Annotated in this window: 15 protein-coding genes and 1 riboswitch; of the genes, 4 read left to right on the forward strand and 11 right to left on the reverse strand. The window is 71.7% G+C overall.

Annotated elements, in window-relative coordinates; genetic code table 11:
- Positions 1-253: 253 nt before the first annotated feature.
- From ACFYXU_RS27635 to ACFYXU_RS27650, 4 genes are all read right to left on the reverse strand, one after another.
- A complete protein-coding gene (locus ACFYXU_RS27635) occupies positions 254-934 on the reverse strand; it encodes a GntR family transcriptional regulator (protein WP_329857232.1) in 681 nt (226 codons plus the stop codon).
- Between the two features lie 219 nt (positions 935-1153).
- Entirely contained in the window at positions 1154-1924 is a 771-nt protein-coding gene (locus ACFYXU_RS27640; RefSeq protein ID WP_329857233.1) for a M23 family metallopeptidase, read from the reverse strand.
- Between the two features lie 12 nt (positions 1925-1936).
- A riboswitch (cyclic di-AMP (ydaO/yuaA leader) is annotated at positions 1937-2101 on the reverse strand.
- A 199-nt stretch (positions 2102-2300) separates the two neighbouring features.
- A complete protein-coding gene (locus tag ACFYXU_RS27645) occupies positions 2301-3668 on the reverse strand; it encodes a M16 family metallopeptidase (protein WP_376510289.1) in 1368 nt (455 codons plus the stop codon).
- Between the two features lie 26 nt (positions 3669-3694).
- Positions 3695-5053 (reverse strand): pitrilysin family protein, encoded by a 1359-nt coding sequence (locus tag ACFYXU_RS27650; protein WP_329857234.1) that lies wholly within the window; start codon positions 5051-5053, stop codon positions 3695-3697.
- A 181-nt stretch (positions 5054-5234) separates the two neighbouring features.
- On the opposite strand from ACFYXU_RS27650, the gene ACFYXU_RS27655 reads away from it, so the two are divergent.
- A complete protein-coding gene (locus ACFYXU_RS27655) occupies positions 5235-7694 on the forward strand; it encodes a DNA topoisomerase (ATP-hydrolyzing) subunit A (RefSeq protein WP_389460453.1) in 2460 nt (819 codons plus the stop codon).
- Positions 7695-7754: 60 nt separating this feature from the next.
- Here the strand turns inward: ACFYXU_RS27655 and ACFYXU_RS27660 are convergent, their stop codons facing one another.
- Positions 7755-8837, reverse strand: a complete 1083-nt coding sequence (locus ACFYXU_RS27660; protein WP_389408425.1) for a CobW family GTP-binding protein — start codon at positions 8835-8837, stop codon at positions 7755-7757.
- A 77-nt stretch (positions 8838-8914) separates the two neighbouring features.
- On the opposite strand from ACFYXU_RS27660, the gene ACFYXU_RS27665 reads away from it, so the two are divergent.
- Together ACFYXU_RS27665 and ACFYXU_RS27670 are read left to right on the forward strand one after the other, a co-directional pair.
- Positions 8915-10636, forward strand: coding sequence for an ATP-binding protein (locus tag ACFYXU_RS27665; protein ID WP_389460455.1), 1722 nt, complete (start codon positions 8915-8917; stop codon positions 10634-10636).
- Positions 10633-11322: a response regulator gene (locus ACFYXU_RS27670; RefSeq protein ID WP_389460457.1), complete on the forward strand. Its 690-nt coding sequence runs from the start codon at positions 10633-10635 to the stop codon at positions 11320-11322. The genes ACFYXU_RS27665 and ACFYXU_RS27670 overlap by 4 nt, the downstream gene beginning before the upstream one ends.
- 188 nt (positions 11323-11510) lie before the next feature.
- On the opposite strand, the gene ACFYXU_RS27675 is transcribed toward ACFYXU_RS27670, so the two are convergent.
- The 5 genes from ACFYXU_RS27675 to ACFYXU_RS27695 all read right to left on the reverse strand — a co-directional run bounded on the left by ACFYXU_RS27675 (position 11511) and on the right by ACFYXU_RS27695 (position 17997).
- Positions 11511-13103 carry a cation acetate symporter gene (locus ACFYXU_RS27675; protein ID WP_329857239.1) on the reverse strand — a complete coding sequence of 531 codons (1593 nt, stop codon included), beginning with the start codon at positions 13101-13103 and terminating at the stop codon, positions 11511-11513.
- Positions 13100-13600, reverse strand: coding sequence for a DUF485 domain-containing protein (locus ACFYXU_RS27680; RefSeq protein ID WP_389460459.1), 501 nt, complete (start codon positions 13598-13600; stop codon positions 13100-13102). Before ACFYXU_RS27680 ends, ACFYXU_RS27675 begins: the two co-directional genes overlap by 4 nt.
- A gap of 98 nt (positions 13601-13698) precedes the next feature.
- Positions 13699-14499, reverse strand: coding sequence for a response regulator (locus tag ACFYXU_RS27685; RefSeq protein WP_389460461.1), 801 nt, complete (start codon positions 14497-14499; stop codon positions 13699-13701).
- On the reverse strand, positions 14496-15671 hold the full coding sequence (locus ACFYXU_RS27690; protein ID WP_389460463.1) for a sensor histidine kinase: 1176 nt from the start codon (positions 15669-15671) through the stop codon (positions 14496-14498). Before ACFYXU_RS27690 ends, ACFYXU_RS27685 begins: the two co-directional genes overlap by 4 nt.
- A 208-nt stretch (positions 15672-15879) precedes the next feature.
- Complete coding sequence (locus ACFYXU_RS27695; RefSeq protein ID WP_329857243.1) at positions 15880-17997, reverse strand: DNA topoisomerase IV subunit B; 2118 nt, start codon at positions 17995-17997, stop codon at positions 15880-15882.
- Positions 17998-18428: 431 nt separating this feature from the next.
- Between ACFYXU_RS27695 and ACFYXU_RS27700 the strand changes: the two genes are divergently transcribed.
- Positions 18429-18662: a hypothetical protein gene (locus ACFYXU_RS27700; RefSeq protein ID WP_017237643.1), complete on the forward strand. Its 234-nt coding sequence runs from the start codon at positions 18429-18431 to the stop codon at positions 18660-18662.
- A 121-nt stretch (positions 18663-18783) separates the two neighbouring features.
- Here the strand turns inward: ACFYXU_RS27700 and ACFYXU_RS27705 are convergent, their stop codons facing one another.
- Positions 18784-19602 carry a S1 family serine peptidase gene (locus ACFYXU_RS27705; protein WP_376510236.1) on the reverse strand — a complete coding sequence of 273 codons (819 nt, stop codon included), beginning with the start codon at positions 19600-19602 and terminating at the stop codon, positions 18784-18786.
- Between the last annotated feature and the right edge of the window lie 119 nt (positions 19603-19721).

Genomic DNA, 19721 nt, shown 5'->3' on the forward strand with positions numbered 1-19721 from the left:
GCCGGATGAGACTCCCGAGGGGGGCGGACGCGTTGCCGACAGCGGCCTGATGTGATTCCCGGCGGCGAACCGGACGGGATTCCCGACCGCGGTCCGCGGACGCGATTCCGAGCAGCGGCCGGATCTGATTCCCGCAGGATTCCGACGCGATTCCGGCGTGGTTCCGGCGCAATTCCGGCGTGATTCCGGGCAGCACCGAATACCCGGGGCGAATACCGGGCTCGATTACTCCTCTTTGTATACGGCGCGCGTGTTAATTCCGGGAGCTCGCCGTGTTGACGGCATGTTGCGAAACCCTCACACGGCGCTCGGGCCTTTTGAGCCGGTGCAGCGACAGGGAGCGTTCCGCGTGCAGCGCCGTCAGCGAACGGGCCCGCTCGGCGTCGCCGCGGGCCACCGCGTCCACGATCGCGCCGTGCTCGGCCCAGGCCTCGGCCGGCAGGGCGGGCAGATCCACCGCGTACGTCCAGGCGATCTTGTGCCGCAGCTGGGTGAGCAGCGCCGTCAGGGCCGGGCTCCCGGACGCCTGTGCCAGCGTCTCGTGGAACCAGCCGCCGAGCGAGCGCAGGTCCTCGCCCTGACCGCGCCTGGCCCGCTCCTGCCCCAGCCTGACCAGGCCGCGCAGTACCTTGAGATGGGCCTCGGTGCGCCGCTGCGCGGCCCGCGCGGCGCCCAGCGGTTCGAGCAGCGCCCGCATGTCGAGCAGATCGGCCGCCTCCTGCTCGGTCGGCTCGGCGACCTGGGCGCCCGCGTGGCGCCGGGTGACGACGAAGCCCTCCGACTCCAGGGTGCGCAGCGCCTCGCGGACCGGGACCCGGGAGACCCCGTACCGGCGGGCGAGCTGCTCCTCGGTCAGCCGGGCGCCCCGCTCGAACACGCCGGAGACGATGTCGTCCCGGATCGCCGTGCATACCGAGTGCGCGGGAATGCGCATGTCCGACCTCCGCCTTGGTCCGCGTGAGTCCATTCGATCGACGCCTTTTCCGCGCCCGTTCTGCGACTCTATTGCAGCCCGCCGGAAATTCCGATGCCCCGGCGGAATCCAGGACGGCCTTTGGCTTCTTTTTGGTCAGCGAAAAGCCCCGGCTCAGTACGAGCCGGGGCTTTTGCGACGCGGTGCGCGGCGGGGTCCGGGCCGACGGCCCGGTCCGGGTCAGACGTTGACGCCGCGGGCGCGGAGGTACGCGACCGGGTTGATGTCCGAGCCGTAGTCGGGGCTCGTGCGCGCCTCGAAGTGGAGGTGCGGGCCCGTGGAGTTGCCGGTGGAACCCGAGAGGGCGATCGGCTGGCCGGGCTCGACGGACTGGCCGACGTGGACCCCGATGGAGGAGAGGTGCCCGTACTGGGTGTACGTGCCGTCGTACATCCGGATGACGATGTTGTTGCCGTACGCGCCGCCCCAGCCGGTCTCGACGACGGTGCCGGAGCCGACGGAGACGACCTGGGTGCCGGAGGCGGCGTGGAAGTCGACGCCGGAGTGGCTGCCGGAGGACCAGAGCGAGCCGCCGGTCTTGTAGCCGGTGGAGACGTACGAGCCGGCGACGGGGAGCTGGAAGGAGGCGAGGCGGCGGCGCTCGGCCTCCCGGGCGGCGCGCTCGCGCTCCAGCCGGATCTCCTTGGCGCGGGCGTCGGCCTTGCGCTTGGCCTCGGCCTTGGCCTTCGCCTGGGCGATGGCCTCGACGGCCTCCTGCTCCTGGGCGGCGGCCTGGGCGTTGATCCGGTCCACGAGGGAGTCCTCGGTGATCACCTGGGTGAGACCGGTGTCCTCGAGGGAGCGGTGGTCCGTGTCCGCGGCGAGGGCCGGGGAGGCGAGGGTTCCGATGACGCCGGTGGTGGCGAGTGTCGCGACGCCGGCGATGCCCACGCTGCGGCGTGCCATCCGGCTCGAACCACGATGCTTCCCGGTGGCACGGGTGAACGCCATGTAGGGGCTGATCCTTTCCTTCCCTCTCGCCTACCGGGTTAGCTGACGGGTTCGGAGCAGGAAGGTCTCCTACGAGCCCCTCCGTCGAGACGAAGGCGCCCGATTCACCCCAGGGACTACGTGTGGGTCCCCGGCTCCCCAGGCTCGCGCCTGACGGGGACTCGGCGATGACTGTCCGATGCCGCGGGTGCGGCACGTGCAACTGACGAACAGCCGCCATGACGCTATGCGGATCGTCTTTCAATCACCAACCAGACCAGCCTTTTGTAAGACATGCCACAGGTCAAACGATCATCTTGGCCTCAATACGGACAAAGGGGAGGACCCCGACGGGCGGTGCCGTCGGGGTCCTCGCAGGGTCGTGCGGTGGCCGGAATCAGCCGGTCACGACGGTCACTTCGCCGATGCCGAGCGCACGCACCGGCTCCGCGATCTCCGCCGCGTCACCGACGAGCACGGTGACGAGCCGGTCGACCGGGAAGGCGCTGACCACGGCGGCCGTCGCCTCGACCGTGCCGGTCTCGGCCAGGCGCGCGTACAACTGCGCCTGGTAGTCGTCCGGGAGGTGCTGCTCCACCTGGTCGGCGAGCGTCCCGGCGACGGACGCGGCCGTCTCGTACTTGAGGGGCGCCACGCCCACCAGGTTCTGCACGGCCGTCTCGCGCTCGGCGTCGGTCAGGCCCTCGGCCGCGAGCGTGCGCAGCACCGTGAACAGGTCCTCAAGTGCCGGGCCCGTGTTCGGGGTGTCGAAGGATCCGCTGATGGCGAGCATCGAGGCCCCGTTCCCCCCGGCGTCCGAGCGGAGCACCTGGCCGAAGGCCCGCACGCCGTACGTGTAGCCCTTCTCCTCGCGCAGGACCCGGTCCAGACGCGAGGTCAGGGTGCCGCCGAGGCAGTACGTGCCGAGGACCTGGGCCGGCCAGACGCGATCGTGCCGGTCGGCGCCGATCCGGCCGATGAGCAGCTGCGTCTGCACGGCGCCGGGGCGGTCCACGATGACGACCCGTCCGGTGTCGTCGGCGGTGATCGGCGGCATCGGGAGCGGCTCGGCGAGCTCGCCGGTCCAGGCGCCCAGCGTCTCGGCGAGGACCTTGTCGAGGTCGACGCCGGTCAGGTCGCCGACGACCACCGCGGTGGCCGTGCCGGGACGGACGTACGCCTCGTAGAAGGCGCGGACGGCGGCGGCGTCGATCGCGGCCACCGTCTCCTCGGTGCCCTGGCGCGGCCGGGACATCCGGGACTCGGCCGGGAACAGCTCCTTCGAGAGCTGCTTGGCGGCGCGGCGGCCCGGATTGGCCGACTCGTGCGGGATCTCGTCGAGGCGGTTGCGTACCAGGCGCTCGACCTCGGTCTCCAGGAACGCCGGGGCGATCAGGGCCTCGGAGAGCAGCCCGAGCGCCTTGGGCAGCCGGGAGGCCGGGACCTCCAGGGAGACCCGTACGCCCGGGTGGTCGGCGTGCGCGTCGAGCGTGGCGCCGCAGCGCTCCAGCTCGGCCGCGAACTCCTCGGCGCTGTGCTGGTCGGTGCCCTCGGACAGGGCGCGGGCCATGATGGTGGCGACACCGTCGAGACCGGCCGGCTCGGCGTCCAGCGGGGCGGGCAGGAAGATCTCCACGGCGACGACCTGCTGGCCGGGGCGGTGGCTGGTGAGCAGGGTCAGACCGTTCTCCAGCTTCCCGCGGTCCGGGGCCGGGAAGGCCCACGGCCTCGCGGTGCCCGGCTGGGGCTGCGGGTGGAAGTCCATGCTCGTCAAGGACACGGCGGCGTCGGTCACTGGTCCGCTCCCTCTTCGTCGTCTTCGCCGTCGGCGCTGTCGCTCTGCTCGGTCGCCAGGGGCTCGTAGACGAGCACCGCGCGGTTGTCGGGGCGCAGCTTGGCCGCGGCGGCCTCGCGCACCTCCTCGGCGGTGATGTCCAGGACGCGGTCGACGGCGGTCAGGGCGAGCTGCGGGTCGCCGAACAGCACGGCGAACCGGCACAGTTCGTCCGCGCGGCCGGCGACGGTGCCGAGCCGGTCCAGCCACTCCCGCTCCAACTGGGCCTGCGCGCGCTCCATCTCCTCGGCCGTGGGGCCCTCGGCGGCGAACCGGGCGAGCTCCTCGTCGACGGCCGTCTCGATCTGCGGGACCTCGACGCCCCCGGAGGTCTTGACGTCCAGCCAGCCCAGCGAGGGAGCCCCGGCGAGCCGCAGCAGGCCGAAGCCGGCGGCGACGGCCGTGCGGTCACGGCGGACCAGGCGGTTGTGCAGACGGGAGGACTCCCCGCCGCCCAGGACCGTCAGGGCCAGGTCGGCGGCGTCGCACGCGCGCGTGCCGTCGTGCGGGAGGCGGTAGGCGGCCATCAGCGCGCGCGCCGGGACCTCCTCCTCGACGACCTCGCGGAGCTGCTCGCCGATGACCTCGGGCAGCTCGCCGGAGCGCGGCGCGGGCTTGCCGTCGTGGGCGGGGATGGAGCCGAAGTACTTCTCCACCCAGGCCAGCGTCTGCGCCGGGTCGATGTCGCCGACGACGGACAGCACGGCGTTGTTCGGGGCGTAGTACGTGCGGAAGAAGTTCCGCGCGTCCTCCAGGGTCGCCGCGTCCAGGTCGGCCATGGAGCCGATCGGCGTGTGGTGGTACGGGTGGCCCTCGGGGTAGGCGAGCGCGGTCAGCTTCTCGAAGGCGGTGCCGTACGGCACGTTGTCGTAGCGCTGGCGGCGCTCGTTCTTGACGACGTCCCGCTGGTTCTCCATGGACTCTTCGTCCAGTGCTGCGAGCAGCGAGCCCATGCGGTCGGCCTCCAGCCAGAGCGCGAGCTCCAGCTGGTGCGTGGGCATGGTCTCGAAGTAGTTGGTGCGCTCGAAGCTCGTCGTGCCGTTGAGCGAGCCGCCCGCGCCCTGCACCAGCTCGAAGTGGCCGTTGCCGTGGACCTGCTGCGAGCCCTGGAACATCAGGTGCTCGAAGAGGTGGGCGAGGCCCGTCCGGCCCTTGACCTCGTGACGCGAGCCGACGTCGTACCAGAGGCAGACCGCGGCGACCGGGGTCAGGTGGTCCTCGGAGAGCACCACGCGCAGGCCGTTCGCCAACCGGTGCTCGGTCGCTGTCAGGCCGCCGGAGCCGGCCTCGGCCGTGGCCGTGTGACCCATGGGCATGTACGTCCCTTCGATCGCGATGTGAAAAAGTCCTGCCACTGTATGCAAGCGCGCCGACACCTGGCGAAGTTCCCGGGGCTTCGTGATGTCCCTCTTCCGGGTCGCGGTCGGCGTTGTCGGTGGCACGGTCCACAATGGTCCGCGTCAGATCAACCTTGTTGGTGAAGGAGCCGCAGCCGCGATGGCCCGCCGCAGCACGAAGACACCGCCGCCGGACGACGCGTACGAGGAGAGGATCCTCGACATCGACGTGGTCGACGAGATGCAGGGCTCCTTCCTCGAGTACGCGTACTCGGTGATCTACTCGCGTGCCCTGCCCGACGCCCGCGACGGCATGAAGCCCGTCCAGCGCCGCATCGTCTACCAGATGGGCGAGATGGGGCTCCGGCCCGACCGCGGCTTCGTCAAGTGCGCCCGCGTCGTCGGCGAGGTCATGGGCAAGCTCCACCCGCACGGCGACGCGTCGATCTACGACGCGATGGTCCGCATGGCACAGCCCTTCTCCATGCGGCTCCCCCTCGTCGACGGCCACGGCAACTTCGGCTCCCTGGGCAACGACGACCCGCCGGCCGCCATGCGGTACACCGAGTCGCGGATGGCCCCGGCCGCGCTCCTCATGACCGAGTCCATCGACGAGGACACGGTCGACTTCACGCCGAACTACGACGGCCAGGAGCAGGAGCCGGTGGCGCTCCCCGCCGCCTACCCGAACCTGCTGGTGAACGGCGCGTCCGGGATCGCGGTCGGCATGGCGACGAACATGCCCCCGCACAACCTCGGCGAGGTCGTCGCGGCCGCCCGGCACCTGATCCGGCACCCGAACGCCGACCTCGAGACGCTGATGCGCTTCGTGCCGGGCCCCGACCTGCCGACCGGCGGCCGGATCGTCGGCCTCTCCGGCATCAAGGACGCGTACGAGTCGGGCCGCGGCTCCTTCAAGATCCGCGCCACCACGACCGTGGAGACCGTGACGGCCCGCCGCAAGGGCATCGTCGTGACCGAGCTCCCCTTCACGGTCGGCCCCGAGAAGGTCATCTCCAAGATCAAGGACCTGGTCGGCTCGAAGAAGCTCCAGGGCATCGCGGACGTCAAGGACCTCACCGACCGCAGCCACGGCCTGCGTCTCGTCATCGAGATCAAGAACGGCTTCGTGCCCGAGGCGGTCCTGGAGCAGCTCTACAAGCTGACGCCGATGGAGGAGTCCTTCGGCATCAACAACGTGGCGCTGGTCGACGGGCAGCCCCTCACCCTCGGCCTCAAGGAGCTCCTGGAGGTCTACCTCGACCACCGCTTCGAGGTGGTCCGGCGCCGCTCCGAGTTCCGCCGCACCAAGAAGCGCGACCGGCTCCACCTGGTCGAGGGCCTCCTCGTCGCGCTGCTCGACATCGACGAGGTCATCCGGCTCATCCGGGAGAGCGAGAACTCCGCCCAGGCCAAGGAGCGCCTGATGGAGCGCTTCTCGCTGAGCGAGATCCAGACGCAGTACATTCTGGACACCCCGCTGCGCCGCCTCACCAAGTTCGACCGCATTGAACTGGAGAGCGAGCGCGACCGGCTCAACGGCGAGATCGACGAGCTGACCGGGATCCTCGACTCCGACGCGGAGCTGCGCAAGTTGGTCTCGGCGGAACTGGCGGCCGTCGCCAAGAAGTTCGCCACGGACCGGCGCACGGTCCTGCTGGAGTCGGCGGGCGCCCCCGTCGCGGCCGTGTCCCTGGAGGTCGCGGACGACCCCTGCCGCGTGCTGCTCTCCTCGACCGGTCTCCTGGCCCGCACGGCGACGGCGGAGCTGCCCGCGGCCGATCCGGACGCGAAGCGCGCCCGGCACGACGTGATCGTGTCGGCGGTGGCGGCCACCCAGCGCGGTGACGTCGGCGCGGTGACCTCGTCCGGCCGGCTGCTGCGGATCGCCGTGATCGACCTGCCGCAGCTGCCGGACACCGCGTCCGCGCCGAACCTGGCGGGCGGCGCGCCGCTGTCCGAGTTCCTCTCCCTGGAGGGGGACGAGACGGTCGTCTGCCTGACCACGCTCGACGAGTCCTCCCCCGGCCTCGCCCTGGGCACGCTTCAGGGCGTGGTCAAGCGCGTGGTGCCGGACTATCCGGCGAACAAGGACGAGCTGGAGGTCATCACCCTCAAGGACGGTGACCGCATCGTCGGCGGAAGGGAGCTGCGGACCGGCGAGGAGGACCTGGTCTTCATCACCTCCGACGCCCAGCTGCTGCGCTACCAGGCCTCGCAGGTACGGCCCCAGGGCCGCCCGGCGGGCGGCATGGCGGGCATCAAGCTCACCGCGGGGGCCGAGGTGATCTCGTTCACCGCGGTGGACCCGGCCGCGGAGGCCGTCGTCTTCACCGTCGCGGGCTCCACCGGCACCCTGGACGACTCGACGGGCACCTCGGCGAAGCTGACCCCGTTCGACCAGTACCCGCGCAAGGGGCGCGCGACCGGCGGCGTCCGCTGCCAGCGCTTCCTGAAGGGCGAGGACGTCCTGCTGCTGGCCTGGGCGGGCGCCACTCCGGCCCGCGCGGCCCTGAAGACCGGCGCCCCGGTGTCCCTCCCGGACCCCGACCCGCGCCGCGACGGCTCGGGCACCCCGCTGCCCCAGCCGGTCGAGGTGCTGGCGGGACCGGCAAGCTGAGGCCCTGTCGTCGGACTCCGTCGGCCCTCCGGGCGCCGACGCGAGTCCGACGGCACTCCCTCAGGCCTCGTCCGGTTCCTCCTCGGACCGCTGCACGTACCGCAGGACGCCCCACATGCTGTGCTCGTCGGGGGCGTCCTGCGGGCCGTTCAGCTCGCAGGCGGCCAGTTCCTTGCGCAGACCGGCCGCGTCCACGCCGGAGCCGATCAGGACGAGCTGGGTGAGCCGCTCCTCACCGGCGGGCCAGGGCTCGGGGTAGAAGCGCAGGAAGCGGCCGACCGCGTGCACGGTGTAGCGGTTGGCCGGGTCGGCGGCTCCGAGGTCGACGAAGCCCTTGATCCGGTAGAGGCCCTCGGGGCGCGAGTCGAGGAACGCCATCAGCCGGCGCGGGTGCAGCGGCGTCGAGGCCGTGACGGAGAAGGTCTCGTAGGTCGCGTGCGGATGGGCGTGCCCCTCGTCCTCGGAGCCGTACAGGATGTCCTCGATCGACATCTGGCCCTCGATCTCGCCCTCCGGCACGACCCGGTCGAAGAGCAGCTCGGGGTCGACGCGCCCGTGCGTGGCCTCGACCACGGCGGCCCGCCCGGCGAGCGCGGCCACAATCTCCCGTACGGACCGCAGCTCGGCCTCGGCCACCCGGTCCGCCTTGTTGACGACGACGAGATCGGCGAGCGAGAGGTGCCGGTCCGTCCCCGGATGCCGCTGCCGGGTGGTGGCGAACTCGGACGCGTCGACGACCTGGACGAGTCCGCCGTACACGACCCGCTCGTTCTCGCTGGCCAGCACCATGCGGACCAGCTCCTCCGGCTCCGCGAGACCGCTCGCCTCGATCACGATCACATCGAGCCGGGACTCGGGCCGGGTGAGGACCTCCAGATACGTGTCCAGCTCGTCGGCGTCGACGGCGCAGCACAGGCAGCCGTTGCCGAGGGAGACCGTGGAGCCGACCTGACCGGCCACGGTCATCGCGTCGATGCCGATGTCCCCGAAGTCGTTGACCATGACCCCGATCCGGGTGCCCCGGGCGGTGCGCAGCAGGTGGTTGAGGAGCGTGGTCTTCCCCGCCCCGAGAAACCCGGTCAGGACGACGACGGGGATCTGCTGCGTGGTCACGGGACGTGCCTCCGGTTCCTTGGGGCCCATGGTGGGAAACCCCCAGAATAGGCGGCCGGTCCGTCACCGTTTCCGGTCACGGCGCGCGGCCGTCTACCTTTTCGGGCATGAGCCCCGCACAGAGCAGCCCGCCGCGCCCCCGCGCGCGCCGTCGGCGGTTCGGGTGGCCGCAGCGGGTGTTCTCGCAGGTCCTGCTGATGCAGCTGGCCATCGCGACCGGTGTGACCGTCCTCGCCACCGGCCTCTTCCTCGCCCCGCTGAGCGCCCAGCTCGACGACCAGGCCATGCGGCGCGCCCTGGCCATCGCCGGGACCACCGCCTCGCCCCGGCTGGCCGCGGACCTCACCGGCAGCCGCCCGTCCGCGCGCGGTCCCGTGCAGGCGGAGGCCGAGCGGATCAGGACCTCGACGGGCGCCGAGTACGTCGTGGTCATGGACGTCCGCGGGGTGCGCTGGTCGCACACCGACCCCGCGCAGATCGGCCGGGTCGTCTCGACGGACCCGAGCGCCGTCCTCGCCGGGAACGAGGTCATGGAGATCGACAGCGGCACGCTCGGCCGCTCCGCGCGCGGCAAGGCCCCGCTGCGGGACGCCGACGGGCGGATCGTCGGCGCGGTGTCCGTCGGCATCGAGTACGACAGCGTCCGCGACCGGCTCCTCGCCGCCATCCCCGGCCTCCTCGCCTACGCGGGCGGTGCGCTGGCCGCCGGTGCGCTCGCCGCGTACCTGATCTCCCGGCGGCTCCAGCGGCAGACCCACGACCTGGCCTTCTCCGACATCTCGGCGCTGCTCGCCGAGCGCGAGGCCATGCTCCACGGCATCCGCGAGGGTGTCGTGGCCCTGGACCCCCACGGCTCGGTCCGGCTCATGAACGACGAGGCGCAGCGGCTCCTCGGCGTCGGCCCCGAGGCGGCGGGCCGGCCGCTCGACGAGGTCCTCGGCGGGGGCCGTACGGCCGACGTCCTCACCGGCCGGGTCACCGGCGAGGACCTGCTGACCGTCCGGGGCCACCGGGTGCTGATCGCCAACCGGATGCCCACGGACGACGGCGGCGCCGTGGCGACCCTCCGCGACCGCACCGAGCTGGAGCGCCTCGGCCGCGAGCTCGACTCCACCCATGGCCTGATCGACGCCCTCCGCGCCCAGGACCACGAACACGCCAACCGCCTGCACACCCTCCTCGGCCTGCTTGAGCTGGAGATGCACGAGGAGGCGGTCGAGTTCGTCACGGAGGTCGTCGGGGTGCACCGGGCCACCGCCGAGCAGGTCACCGAGAAGGTGCACGACCCGCTGCTCGCCGCGCTGCTGGTGGGGAAGGCGACCGTCGCCGCCGAGCGCGGCGTCTCCCTGCGGCTCGCGCCCGACTCCCGCCTTCCGGACCGGCTTGTGGACCCGCGCGAGCTGGTCACGGTCGTCGGCAACCTGGTCGACAACGCCGTGGACGCCGCCGCGGGCACCCCCGGCGCCCTCGTCGAGGCCTCCTTCCGCGCCGAGGACCGTACGGTGGTGCTGCGGGTGTCGGACAGCGGCCCGGGGGTCCCCGAGGACCGCCGCGAGCTGATCTTCACCGAGGGCTGGACGACGAAGGCGCCGCCGTCCCACGGGAAGCGCGGTCTTGGCCTCGCGCTGGTGCGCCGGCTCGCCGAGCGCCGGGGCGGCACCGCGGGGGTCGCCGACGGCCCCGGGGGCGGCGCCGTGTTCACGGTCGTCCTCCCGGACGCCCTGACCGATCCGGAGCCCGCACCGGACCCACCCGCGACGCCCACGAACACTGCCGGGACCGCCAGGACCGCTGGGACCGCCGGGACCGCCGAGGAGGCGACGCGATGATCGACGTGCTCGTGGTCGACGACGACATCCGGGTGGCCCGGATCAACGCCGCCTATGCCGCCAAGGTCCCCGGCTTCCGGGTCGTCGCCACCGCCCACTCGACCGCGGGGGCGCTCGCCGCCCTGGACGACCACCCGGTGGACCTGATCCTGCTGGACCACTACCTGCCCGACGAGAACGGCCTCGCGGCGGTACGGGAGCTCCGCGCGCGCGGCCACCAGTGCGACGTGATCATGGTGACCGCGGCCCGAGACGTCGCCACGGTGCAGTCGGCGATGCGCCACGGCGCGCTCCAGTACCTGGTCAAGCCGTTCAACTTCGCCGGGCTGCGCGCCAAGCTGGAGGCGTACGCGACGCTCCGCCGCACTCTGGAGAGCGGCGGCGAGGCGGAACAGGCCGAGGTGGACCGGATCTTCGGCGTCCTTTCGGCGGGCGCCGTCGCCCCCGATCTGCCCAAGGGGCACTCCCCCACCACCGCCGAACTGGTACGGCAGGTGCTGCTCGCGGCCGACGGCCCGCTCTCCGCGCAGGAGATCGCCGAGCGGTCCGGCGTCAGCCGCCAGACAGCCCAGCGCTATCTGAAGCTCCTGGAGCGTACGGGCCGGGTGCTGCTCTCCCTCCGGTACGGCGAGACGGGCCGCCCCGAGCACCGGTACGCATGGGCGAGCTCACCGTCGGCCGGCTGAGGAACCGCAATGCTCACCGTCCCGCCGGCTGAGGGCCCGGGAGAGCCCCCGTCCGCCCGGCCCGGGAGAGCTCACCGTCTTCCCGCTTGACGGCCTCGGAGAGCCAACCGTCCGCCCGGCCCGACGGCCCGGCGGCCCGGGCGGGCCGGGCCCGACGGCCTGGGCGGGCCGGGCCGTACGCGGGGCGGTCAGACGGCTCCCGCGCCCGTCAGGGCCCGCACCTCGGTCTCCGCGTGCCGGGCCTCGTCCGGTGGCTCGGGCGAGGTGACCGTGCCCACCCAGCCGACGAGGAACCCGAGCGGGATGGACACCACTCCCGGGTTCTGCAACGGGAAGAGATGGAAGTCGACACCGGGGAACAGCGATTCCGGACTGCCGGAGACGACCGGGGAGACGAGGACGAGCAGCACGGCGGGAACCAGGCCGCCGTACACCGACCACACCGCGCCCCGAGTGGTGAACTTCCGCCAGAACAGCGAGTAGAGCAGCACCGGCAGATTGGCCGAGGCGGCGACCGCGAAGGCGAGCCCCACCAGGAAGGCCACGTTGAGGTCGCGGGCGAGCAGTCCCAGGCCGATGGCGGCCGCGCCGATCCCGGCGGCGGCGACCCGGGCCACGGCCACCTCGCTGTACTGCTTCGCGTGGCGGCGGCGCAGCGAGCTGTAGAGGTCGTGGGCGACAGAGGCGGAGGAGGCCAGGGTGATTCCCGCGACGACAGCGAGGATGGTCGCGAAGGCGACGGCCGCGACGACCGCGAAGAGCACCGTGCCGCCGGTGGAGCCCGCGCCGCCGCCGAGGTCGAGGGCGAGCAGCGGTACCGCCGTGTTCCCGGAGGCGTTGGACGCGCGGACCTCGTCGGGGCCGATCAGCGCTGCCGCGCCGAAGCCGAGCACGATGGTCATCAGGTAGAAGCTGCCGATGAGCCCGATGGACCAGACGACGGAGCGGCGGGCGGCGCGGGCGGTCGGCACCGTGTAGAAGCGCGACAGGATGTGCGGCAGTCCGGCGGTGCCCAGGACGAGGGCGAGGCCGAGGCTGATGAAGTCGAGGCGGGCCGTCCAGTCCCCGCCGTAGCGCAGCCCGGGCGACAGGAAGCCCAGGCCGTGCCCGCTGCGCTCGGCCGCGGTGGACAGCAGGCTGTTCACGTCGCCGTGGAACCGCAGCAGGACCAGGACCGTGAGCGCGATCGTCCCCGCCATGAGCAGGACCGCCTTGACGATCTGGATCCAGGTGGTGGCCCGCATCCCGCCGAGCGACACGTAGATCACCATCAGTGCTCCGACGCCGATCACCGTCCACGAGCGCGCCGCCTCGCTGGATCCCCCGAGCAGCAGCGCGACAAGGCTCCCGGCCCCCACCATCTGGGCCACGAGGTACAGCACGGAGACGGCCACCGACGATGTCCCCGCGGCGATCCGCACCGGCCGCTCCGCCATCCGCGCGGCGACGACATCGGCCAGCGTGAACCGCCCACAGTTCCGCACCAGTTCGGCGACCAGCAGGAGCACGACCAGCCAGGCGACGAGGAAGCCGACGGAGTACAGCATGCCGTCGTAGCCGTAGAGCGCGATCAGCCCGGAGATGCCGAGGAACGAGGCCGCGGACATGTAGTCGCCGGCGATGGCGAAGCCGTTCTCCAGCGGCGAGAAGAGCCGTCCGCCGGCGTAGAACTCCTCCGCCGAACCCTGCCGGTGACGGCTCACCCAGGTCGTGATCCCCAGGGTGACGGCGACGAACACACTGAAGAGGACGAGCGCCAGGGTCTGGTGGTCTCCGGTCACCGCTGCGCCACCCCTCGGGTCATCTCCTGTGTGTCCCAGCGCAGTTCAAGTGCGGCCCGATCCCTCCGCAGCCGCGCGTGGCGTGCGTAGGCCCAGGTCAGCAGAAAGGTCGTGAGGAACTGTCCGAGTCCCGCGACCATCGCCACGTTCACCACTCCGGCCACCGGCCTGGCCATGAGCCCCGGTGCGGCGGTCGCCGCCACCACGTACGCGAGGTACCAGAGGAGGAACGCCAGGGTCGCGGGGAAGACGAACCGGCGGTAGCGGCGGCGGACTTCCTGGAACGCGGGACTTCGCTGGACTTCCAGATAGATCTCCGCCGCACTGTGGACCCGCTGCCGCGGCACCGTGTCGGGGCGGCCGTCACCGGGGTGGCTGCCGCCGGGCGCGCGGGCCGCCGGCTCCTCACTCCCGCCGGAGACCGTCACGTCGTACCAGGGGTCGTCGACCGCGATCGCCGCGGCGTCACGCCCCTTCTGCTTGTCCACCTGCTCCACCGACCAACTCTCCTTGTCAGCGAACCGTTCCGGCCGCGTGCCCAAGGATGGACAGAGCGGGAAGATCCCGGACTCTTCTCCCCCCTCACTTCACCCCATCAGGTGACTCTTTTCCCAGGTGGCCTGACCAGACCGTGCTGATATGCGTACCGCACGGCCTGCGCGCGGTCCCGTACCCCGGTCTTGGCGAAGAGATTGTTGATGTGTGTCTTCACCGTCGCCGTGGAGATCCGCAGCCGTTTCGCGATCTCCGTGTTGGACAGGCCGTCCGCGACCAGCACGAGCACCTCCGTCTCCCGCTCCGTCAGACCGTCGTCGCCCGCGACGCCCCGGTCACTCCGACCGCCCCTGTCATTCGGGTCACGCCGGTCACTTTGACCCCTCCGTTCACTCTGATCACTCTGGCCCCCACGGTCATCCGGGGCGACCTGGACGTCGGGGCCGTCCGGGCCGTCCCGATCCATCAGGCGCTCGAGGAGGCGCCGCTGCACGGCGGGTGAGAGACCGGCCCGGCCGTCGATCACGTCCCGCACGGCCCGCTCGATCTCCTCCCCGCCGGCGTCCTTGGTGAGGTATCCACGGGCCCCGGCCCGCAGCGCCGGGAACAGCGAGTCGTCGTCGGCGTAGGTGGTGAGCACGACGACCTCCGTCCCCGGATGCCGCTCGCGGATCCTTCGCGTGGCCTCGACGCCGTCGCAGCGGGGCATCCGCAGATCCATCAGGACGACGTCGGGACCGAGCTCGGCGGTGAGCGCGACCGCTTCCTCCCCGTCGCGGGCCGCCCCGACGACCTCGATGGCGGGGAGCAGTCCGAGCAGCATCACGATCCCCTCGCGCACGACGGCCTGGTCGTCGGCGACGACGACCCGCGCGACGCGGTCGCGGTCCGCGGCGCTCATGCCGGCACCCGCAGCCGCACGGTGAACCCCGGCCCCTCGGGACCCGCGTCCAGGCTGCCGCCGAGCAGCTCGGCCCGCTCCCTCATGCCCAGCAGCCCGTATCCGGAACCGGACGACCCGAGGTCCGCGCCGCCGCCTGTGCCCTCGTCCGTCCGGGGCGGCCCGGAGTCGCGTATCTCCAGGGAGACCTCGTCCGGCCCGTAGGCGAGAAGGATCGTCGTCCGGGCACCCGGGGCGTGCTTGCGGACATTGGTGAGGGCCTCCTGCGCGACCCGTCGCACCGCCTGCGAGGCCTCGGCGGGCAGATCCCGGCGGCGACCGGTGACGTCGACCTCGGCGCGGTCCTCCCGCGCCAGCTCCCGCAGATAGTCCTCGACCGGCGCCATGTCCCCCCGCAGGGCCGAGAGCGCGTGGCGGGTCTCGGCGAGCCCCTCCCTGGCCATGGACCTGGCCGAGGTCACCAGCTTGAGGATCTCCGTGCTGTCCGCCCCGGCCTCGATCTGGAGCCGCGCGACCTCCAGGTGGACCATCTGGGCCGAGAGGCTGTGCGCGAGCACGTCATGTATCTCCCGGGCGATCCTGGCCCGCTCGGCGAGCGCCGCCGAGGCCGCCTCCGCCTCCCGGGCGAGCCGTTCCTGCGCGAGCAGCTGGAACCCGGCCCCGCGCGCCTCGGCGTCCAGCCGGAGCGAGTAGCCGGCGAGCAGCACGGCCGCCGTGGTGACACCGGCGCCGAGGAGCCCGGTCTCGTCGGCCTCCACGAACCCGGCCACGAGGACGGCCACGACGGCCAGCCCCACGGAAAGCGGCAGCCGCTCCATCGCCATGACCGAGACGACGATCCAGATCACGGTCGCGGGCGTCGGGGCCCCCGCCGCGTAGGCCCCGAGGCCGCACAGCGCGATCACCACGAGGAGCCCCAGCGAGGCCCCGAGACGGTGATCGAGGGTGGTGTGGTGATACCACAGGGCCACCCACACGCAGAGCCCGAAGCCGAGCGGGGGCAGAGGCGCGTACCAGCCGCCGAAGGCCCCCGAGGTGTAGCAGCCGGTCACCACCAGGACGCTGAGTCCCGCGATCATGGTGTAGTCGAGGACGATCCGTCCCCGGGGCACCCCGATCCGCGTGAGCGCCTCCCGCGACGGCCAGGAGAGCCAGGACGGACCGGGAGCCACCGCGCTCGCCGCCCCTGCCCGCCCGTTCGTCCCCGATGCGGGCCCCGACGCCGATCCCGGTGCCCCTGCCGATCCCGATGCCGAGAGACCTCGGCCGCGCATCCCGTCCATGTCCGTCCCCCTCCGACACTTCGATGTTACGGAGAGTCGCGGGCGCTGGGATCGGCCCGTGGGTGGAGCGAGTGCCTCCACCCACGGGTGGAGGCCGTCAGGCGTCGATGCGTGACCGGTCGAGAGTCGCCGCCGATCCGGTGATGAACTCCTTGCGGGGCGCCACGTCGTTGCCCATGAGGAGGTCGAAGACCTGCTCGGCCGCGTCCAGGTCGCCGATGTTGATCCGGCGCAGGGTGCGGTGACGCGGGTCCATGGTGGTCTCCGCGAGCTGGTCGGCGTCCATCTCGCCCAGACCCTTGTAGCGCTGGATGGAGTCCTTGTAGCGGACCCCCTTGCGCTGGAACTCCAGGAGGGTCTGCCGCAGCTCGTTGTCCGAGTACGTGTAGACGTACTTGTCCTGGCCCCGCTTGGGCTGGACCAGCTCGATCCGGTGCAGCGGCGGAACCGCGGCGAAGACCCGGCCGGACTCGACCATGGGCCGCATGTACCGCTGGAAGAGCGTCAGCAGCAGGCACCGGATGTGGGCGCCGTCGACGTCGGCGTCGACCAGGAGGACGATCTTGCCGTAGCGGGCGGCGTCGATGTCGAAGGTGCGGCCCGAGCCCGCTCCTATGACCTGGATGATCGCCCCGCACTCGGCGTTCTTGAGCATGTCCGAGACGGAGGACTTCTGGACGTTGAGGATCTTTCCGCGGATCGGCAGCAGCGCCTGGAACTCGCTGTTCCGGGCGAGCTTGGCCGTACCGAGGGCCGAGTCACCCTCGACGATGAAGAGCTCGCTGCGCTCCACGTCGTCGCTGCGGCAGTCCGCGAGCTTGGCCGGCAGCGAGGAGGACTCGAGCGCGGTCTTCCTGCGCTGCGCCTCCTTGTGCTGACGGGCGGCGATCCGGGTCCGCGCCGCCGCGACGGCCTTCTCGAGGACGGCGCGCGCCTGGGCCTTGGCGTCCCGCTTGGTGGAGGTGAGGAAGGCCTTGAGCTCCTTGGCCACCACGTTCGCCACGATCCTGCGGGCGGCGGAGGTACCGAGGATCTCCTTGGTCTGGCCTTCGAACTGCGGCTCGGCGAGGCGGACCGTCACGACGGCCGTGAGGCCCTCCAGGGCATCGTCCTTGACGATGTCGTCCTCGGCGACGCGCAGCATCTTGGCCGAGCGCAGCACCTCGTTCACCGTCTTGGTGATGGCCTGCTCGAAGCCGGAGACGTGGGTGCCGCCCTTGGGGGTGGCGATGATGTTGACGAAGGACTTGACCGTGGAGTCGTAGCCCGTACCCCAGCGCAGGGCGACGTCGACGGCGAGTTCACGGGTGACCTCGGTCGGGGTCATGTGGCCGCGCTCGTCGAGGACGGGGACGGTCTCCTTGAAGGTGCCCTGTCCGGTGAGGCGCTGGATGTCGCAGACGGCCTTGTCCTGAGCGAGGTACTCGCAGAACTCGCTGATGCCGCCGTCGAAGCGGAAGGTCTCCTCGCTCTTGCCGACGCCGGCCAGGTCCCGCTCGTCGCGGACGACGATGGTGAGACCGGGGACGAGGAAGGCGGTCTGCCGGGCGCGCTGGTGGAGCGTCTCCAGGGAGAGCTTGGCGTCCTTGAGGAAGATCTGCCGGTCCGCCCAGTAGCGGACGCGGGTGCCGGTGCGGTTCTTCGGGACGCGCTTGCCCTTGATCAGGCCGTTGGCCGGATCGAAGGGGCTGTCGGGGCCCTGCTCTGTGAAGATGCCGGGGACACCGCGACGGAAGGAGATCGCGTGCGTCGCGCTGTTCCGGTCGACCTCGACGTCGAGACGGGCCGACAGGGCGTTCACCACAGAGGCGCCGACGCCGTGCAGGCCGCCGGAGGCCGCGTACGAACCGCCGCCGAACTTTCCGCCGGCGTGCAGCTTGGTCATGACGACCTCGACGCCGGAGAGCCCGGTCTTCGGCTCGACGTCGACCGGGATGCCCCGGCCGTTGTCCCGGACCTCGACGGATCCGTCGTCGTGGAGGATGACCTCGATGTGGTCGCAGTAGCCACCGAGGGCCTCGTCGACCGAGTTGTCGATGATCTCCCAGATGCAGTGCATCAGGCCGCGGCTGTCGGTGGACCCGATGTACATACCGGGGCGCTTGCGGACCGCTTCGAGCCCTTCCAGTACGAGCAGGTGCCGCGCGGTGTAGTTGGAACCGTCACGGTCTGCGGTCAGCAGCGCACTGGACGGCACGGACGTCTCGGCGGTCACGCGGTTCGCTCCTCGCTGAATTTGAAATCTGGCCCGGTGGGGTAAGGCCCGGCATCGGTCACCGCACAGAGGGTACCGATGCCTGGTAGAGCCGTTGTAACGCCACCCTCCCCGATTCCTCATGCTAGTCCAGCGTCGCATGGATGTTCGATCCCTCGATGGGGTGACGTGAACATCACGTTCCCTTCCAGGCATGAACCATTTAGGCTCCGGGCACGTCCTCATCAACAACCGGCAACCGCCGGGAGGGCTAACCGACACAAGCAACGCGAAATCCGTAGAGCTACGCAATACGGCTCATTCGCCGCCAACCGGCAGCAGACAGCCACCTTGGGAAGAAGTTTCAAGGAAAAGGCACGAGCGGGAACGTTTTCGGCCTGGTTGGATGTTGACCCTGGTACGACAGCTCGTCGAGCTAGAGAAGAGGCGACGTGACTACTGTTCTGACCCCCGCGAGCCCCCTGACGGCCGCTGACCGCTGCGACCGCTGCGGCGCCCAGGCTTACCTGCGTGTCGTCCTGACCAGCGGAGGTGACTTGCTCTTCTGCGCCCACCACGGACGCAAGTTCGAGCCGGAACTCAAGAAGATCGCCGTTGAGATACAGGATGAGACGGACCGGCTGACCGACGTGCCGGCCCGCACGCAGGGCGAGGACCACGCCTGACGCGCCATCCACGACGAGCCCAGGGCCGGTCATAGATCGGACGGCGGGCGGTCACTCCCTCGCGGGGTGACCGCCCGTTCTCGTACCCGGCCGTTCCGTGGCCGGGTGCCTCGCCCTCGGCTCAGAAGACCGCCGGAAGCACCTCGGAGACCCGCGTGTAGACGCCCGGGTTCTCCGCCTGCCCGCAGCCGCTGCCCCAGGACACCAGCCCGACGAGCCGCCCCTGGGCGACCAGCGGCCCCCCGCTGTCCCCCTGGCACGCGTCCTTCCCGCCCTGCGGGTCCCCCGCGCACAGCATCGTCCCGCGCTGGTACCGGACACCGAAACCGCCCGGATACGCGCGCTCGCACGCCGTGTCCGGCAACACCTGGACGGGCGCCGTCCGCAGCGCGGAGGCGTAGGAGCCGTTGCCCGTGGTGTCGCCCCAGCCGTAGACGTCCGCCGCCGTTCCCGGCGCGTACGCGGCGTCTCCCGAGCGGGCGACGCCGATCGCGTACGACTCCGGCAGCGCGCTCACGAGCGTCAGCACGGCCAGATCGCCCGCGTTGGTCGTCGGGTCGTAGTCCGGGTTGATCCAGGTGTCGGAGATCCGTACCTCCTGGCCGCCCTGCCCACCGAGCGCCGCGCGGCCCGCGATGACCGCGAAGTCACGGACCTCCCAGGGCTCGCCGCCGAGCACCTCACGGCCCAGGCAGTGGGCCGCCGTGAGCACCTTCGTCGGCGCGACGACCACACCGCCGCAGAACTGCCCCGCGCGCGTACCCCCGAACCGGTCACGACTGGACAGGGCGACGACCCACGGCGCGTCCGTGATCTGGGTCGGCCGGCCACCCACCACGACGCTGTCGGCGGCCACGGGACCGGCGGTGGCGAGCTGTCCCGCCGCTGCGGTGATCAGGCCCAGAGCACCCGTCAATGCTCGGGTGAGGGAACCACGCATGGAGCCTCCTGACTCTCCGGTGATGTCGGTTCACCCAGCGTCCAGCACGACGCGCCGACATGCACCCGCGCACAGCCGGAGGGCCCGGCTCCCCCTTTCGGGGAACCGGGCCCTTCCGT

The organism is Streptomyces sp. NPDC002232, assembly GCF_042890295.1.
Classification (GTDB): Bacteria; Actinomycetota; Actinomycetes; order Streptomycetales; family Streptomycetaceae; genus Streptomyces.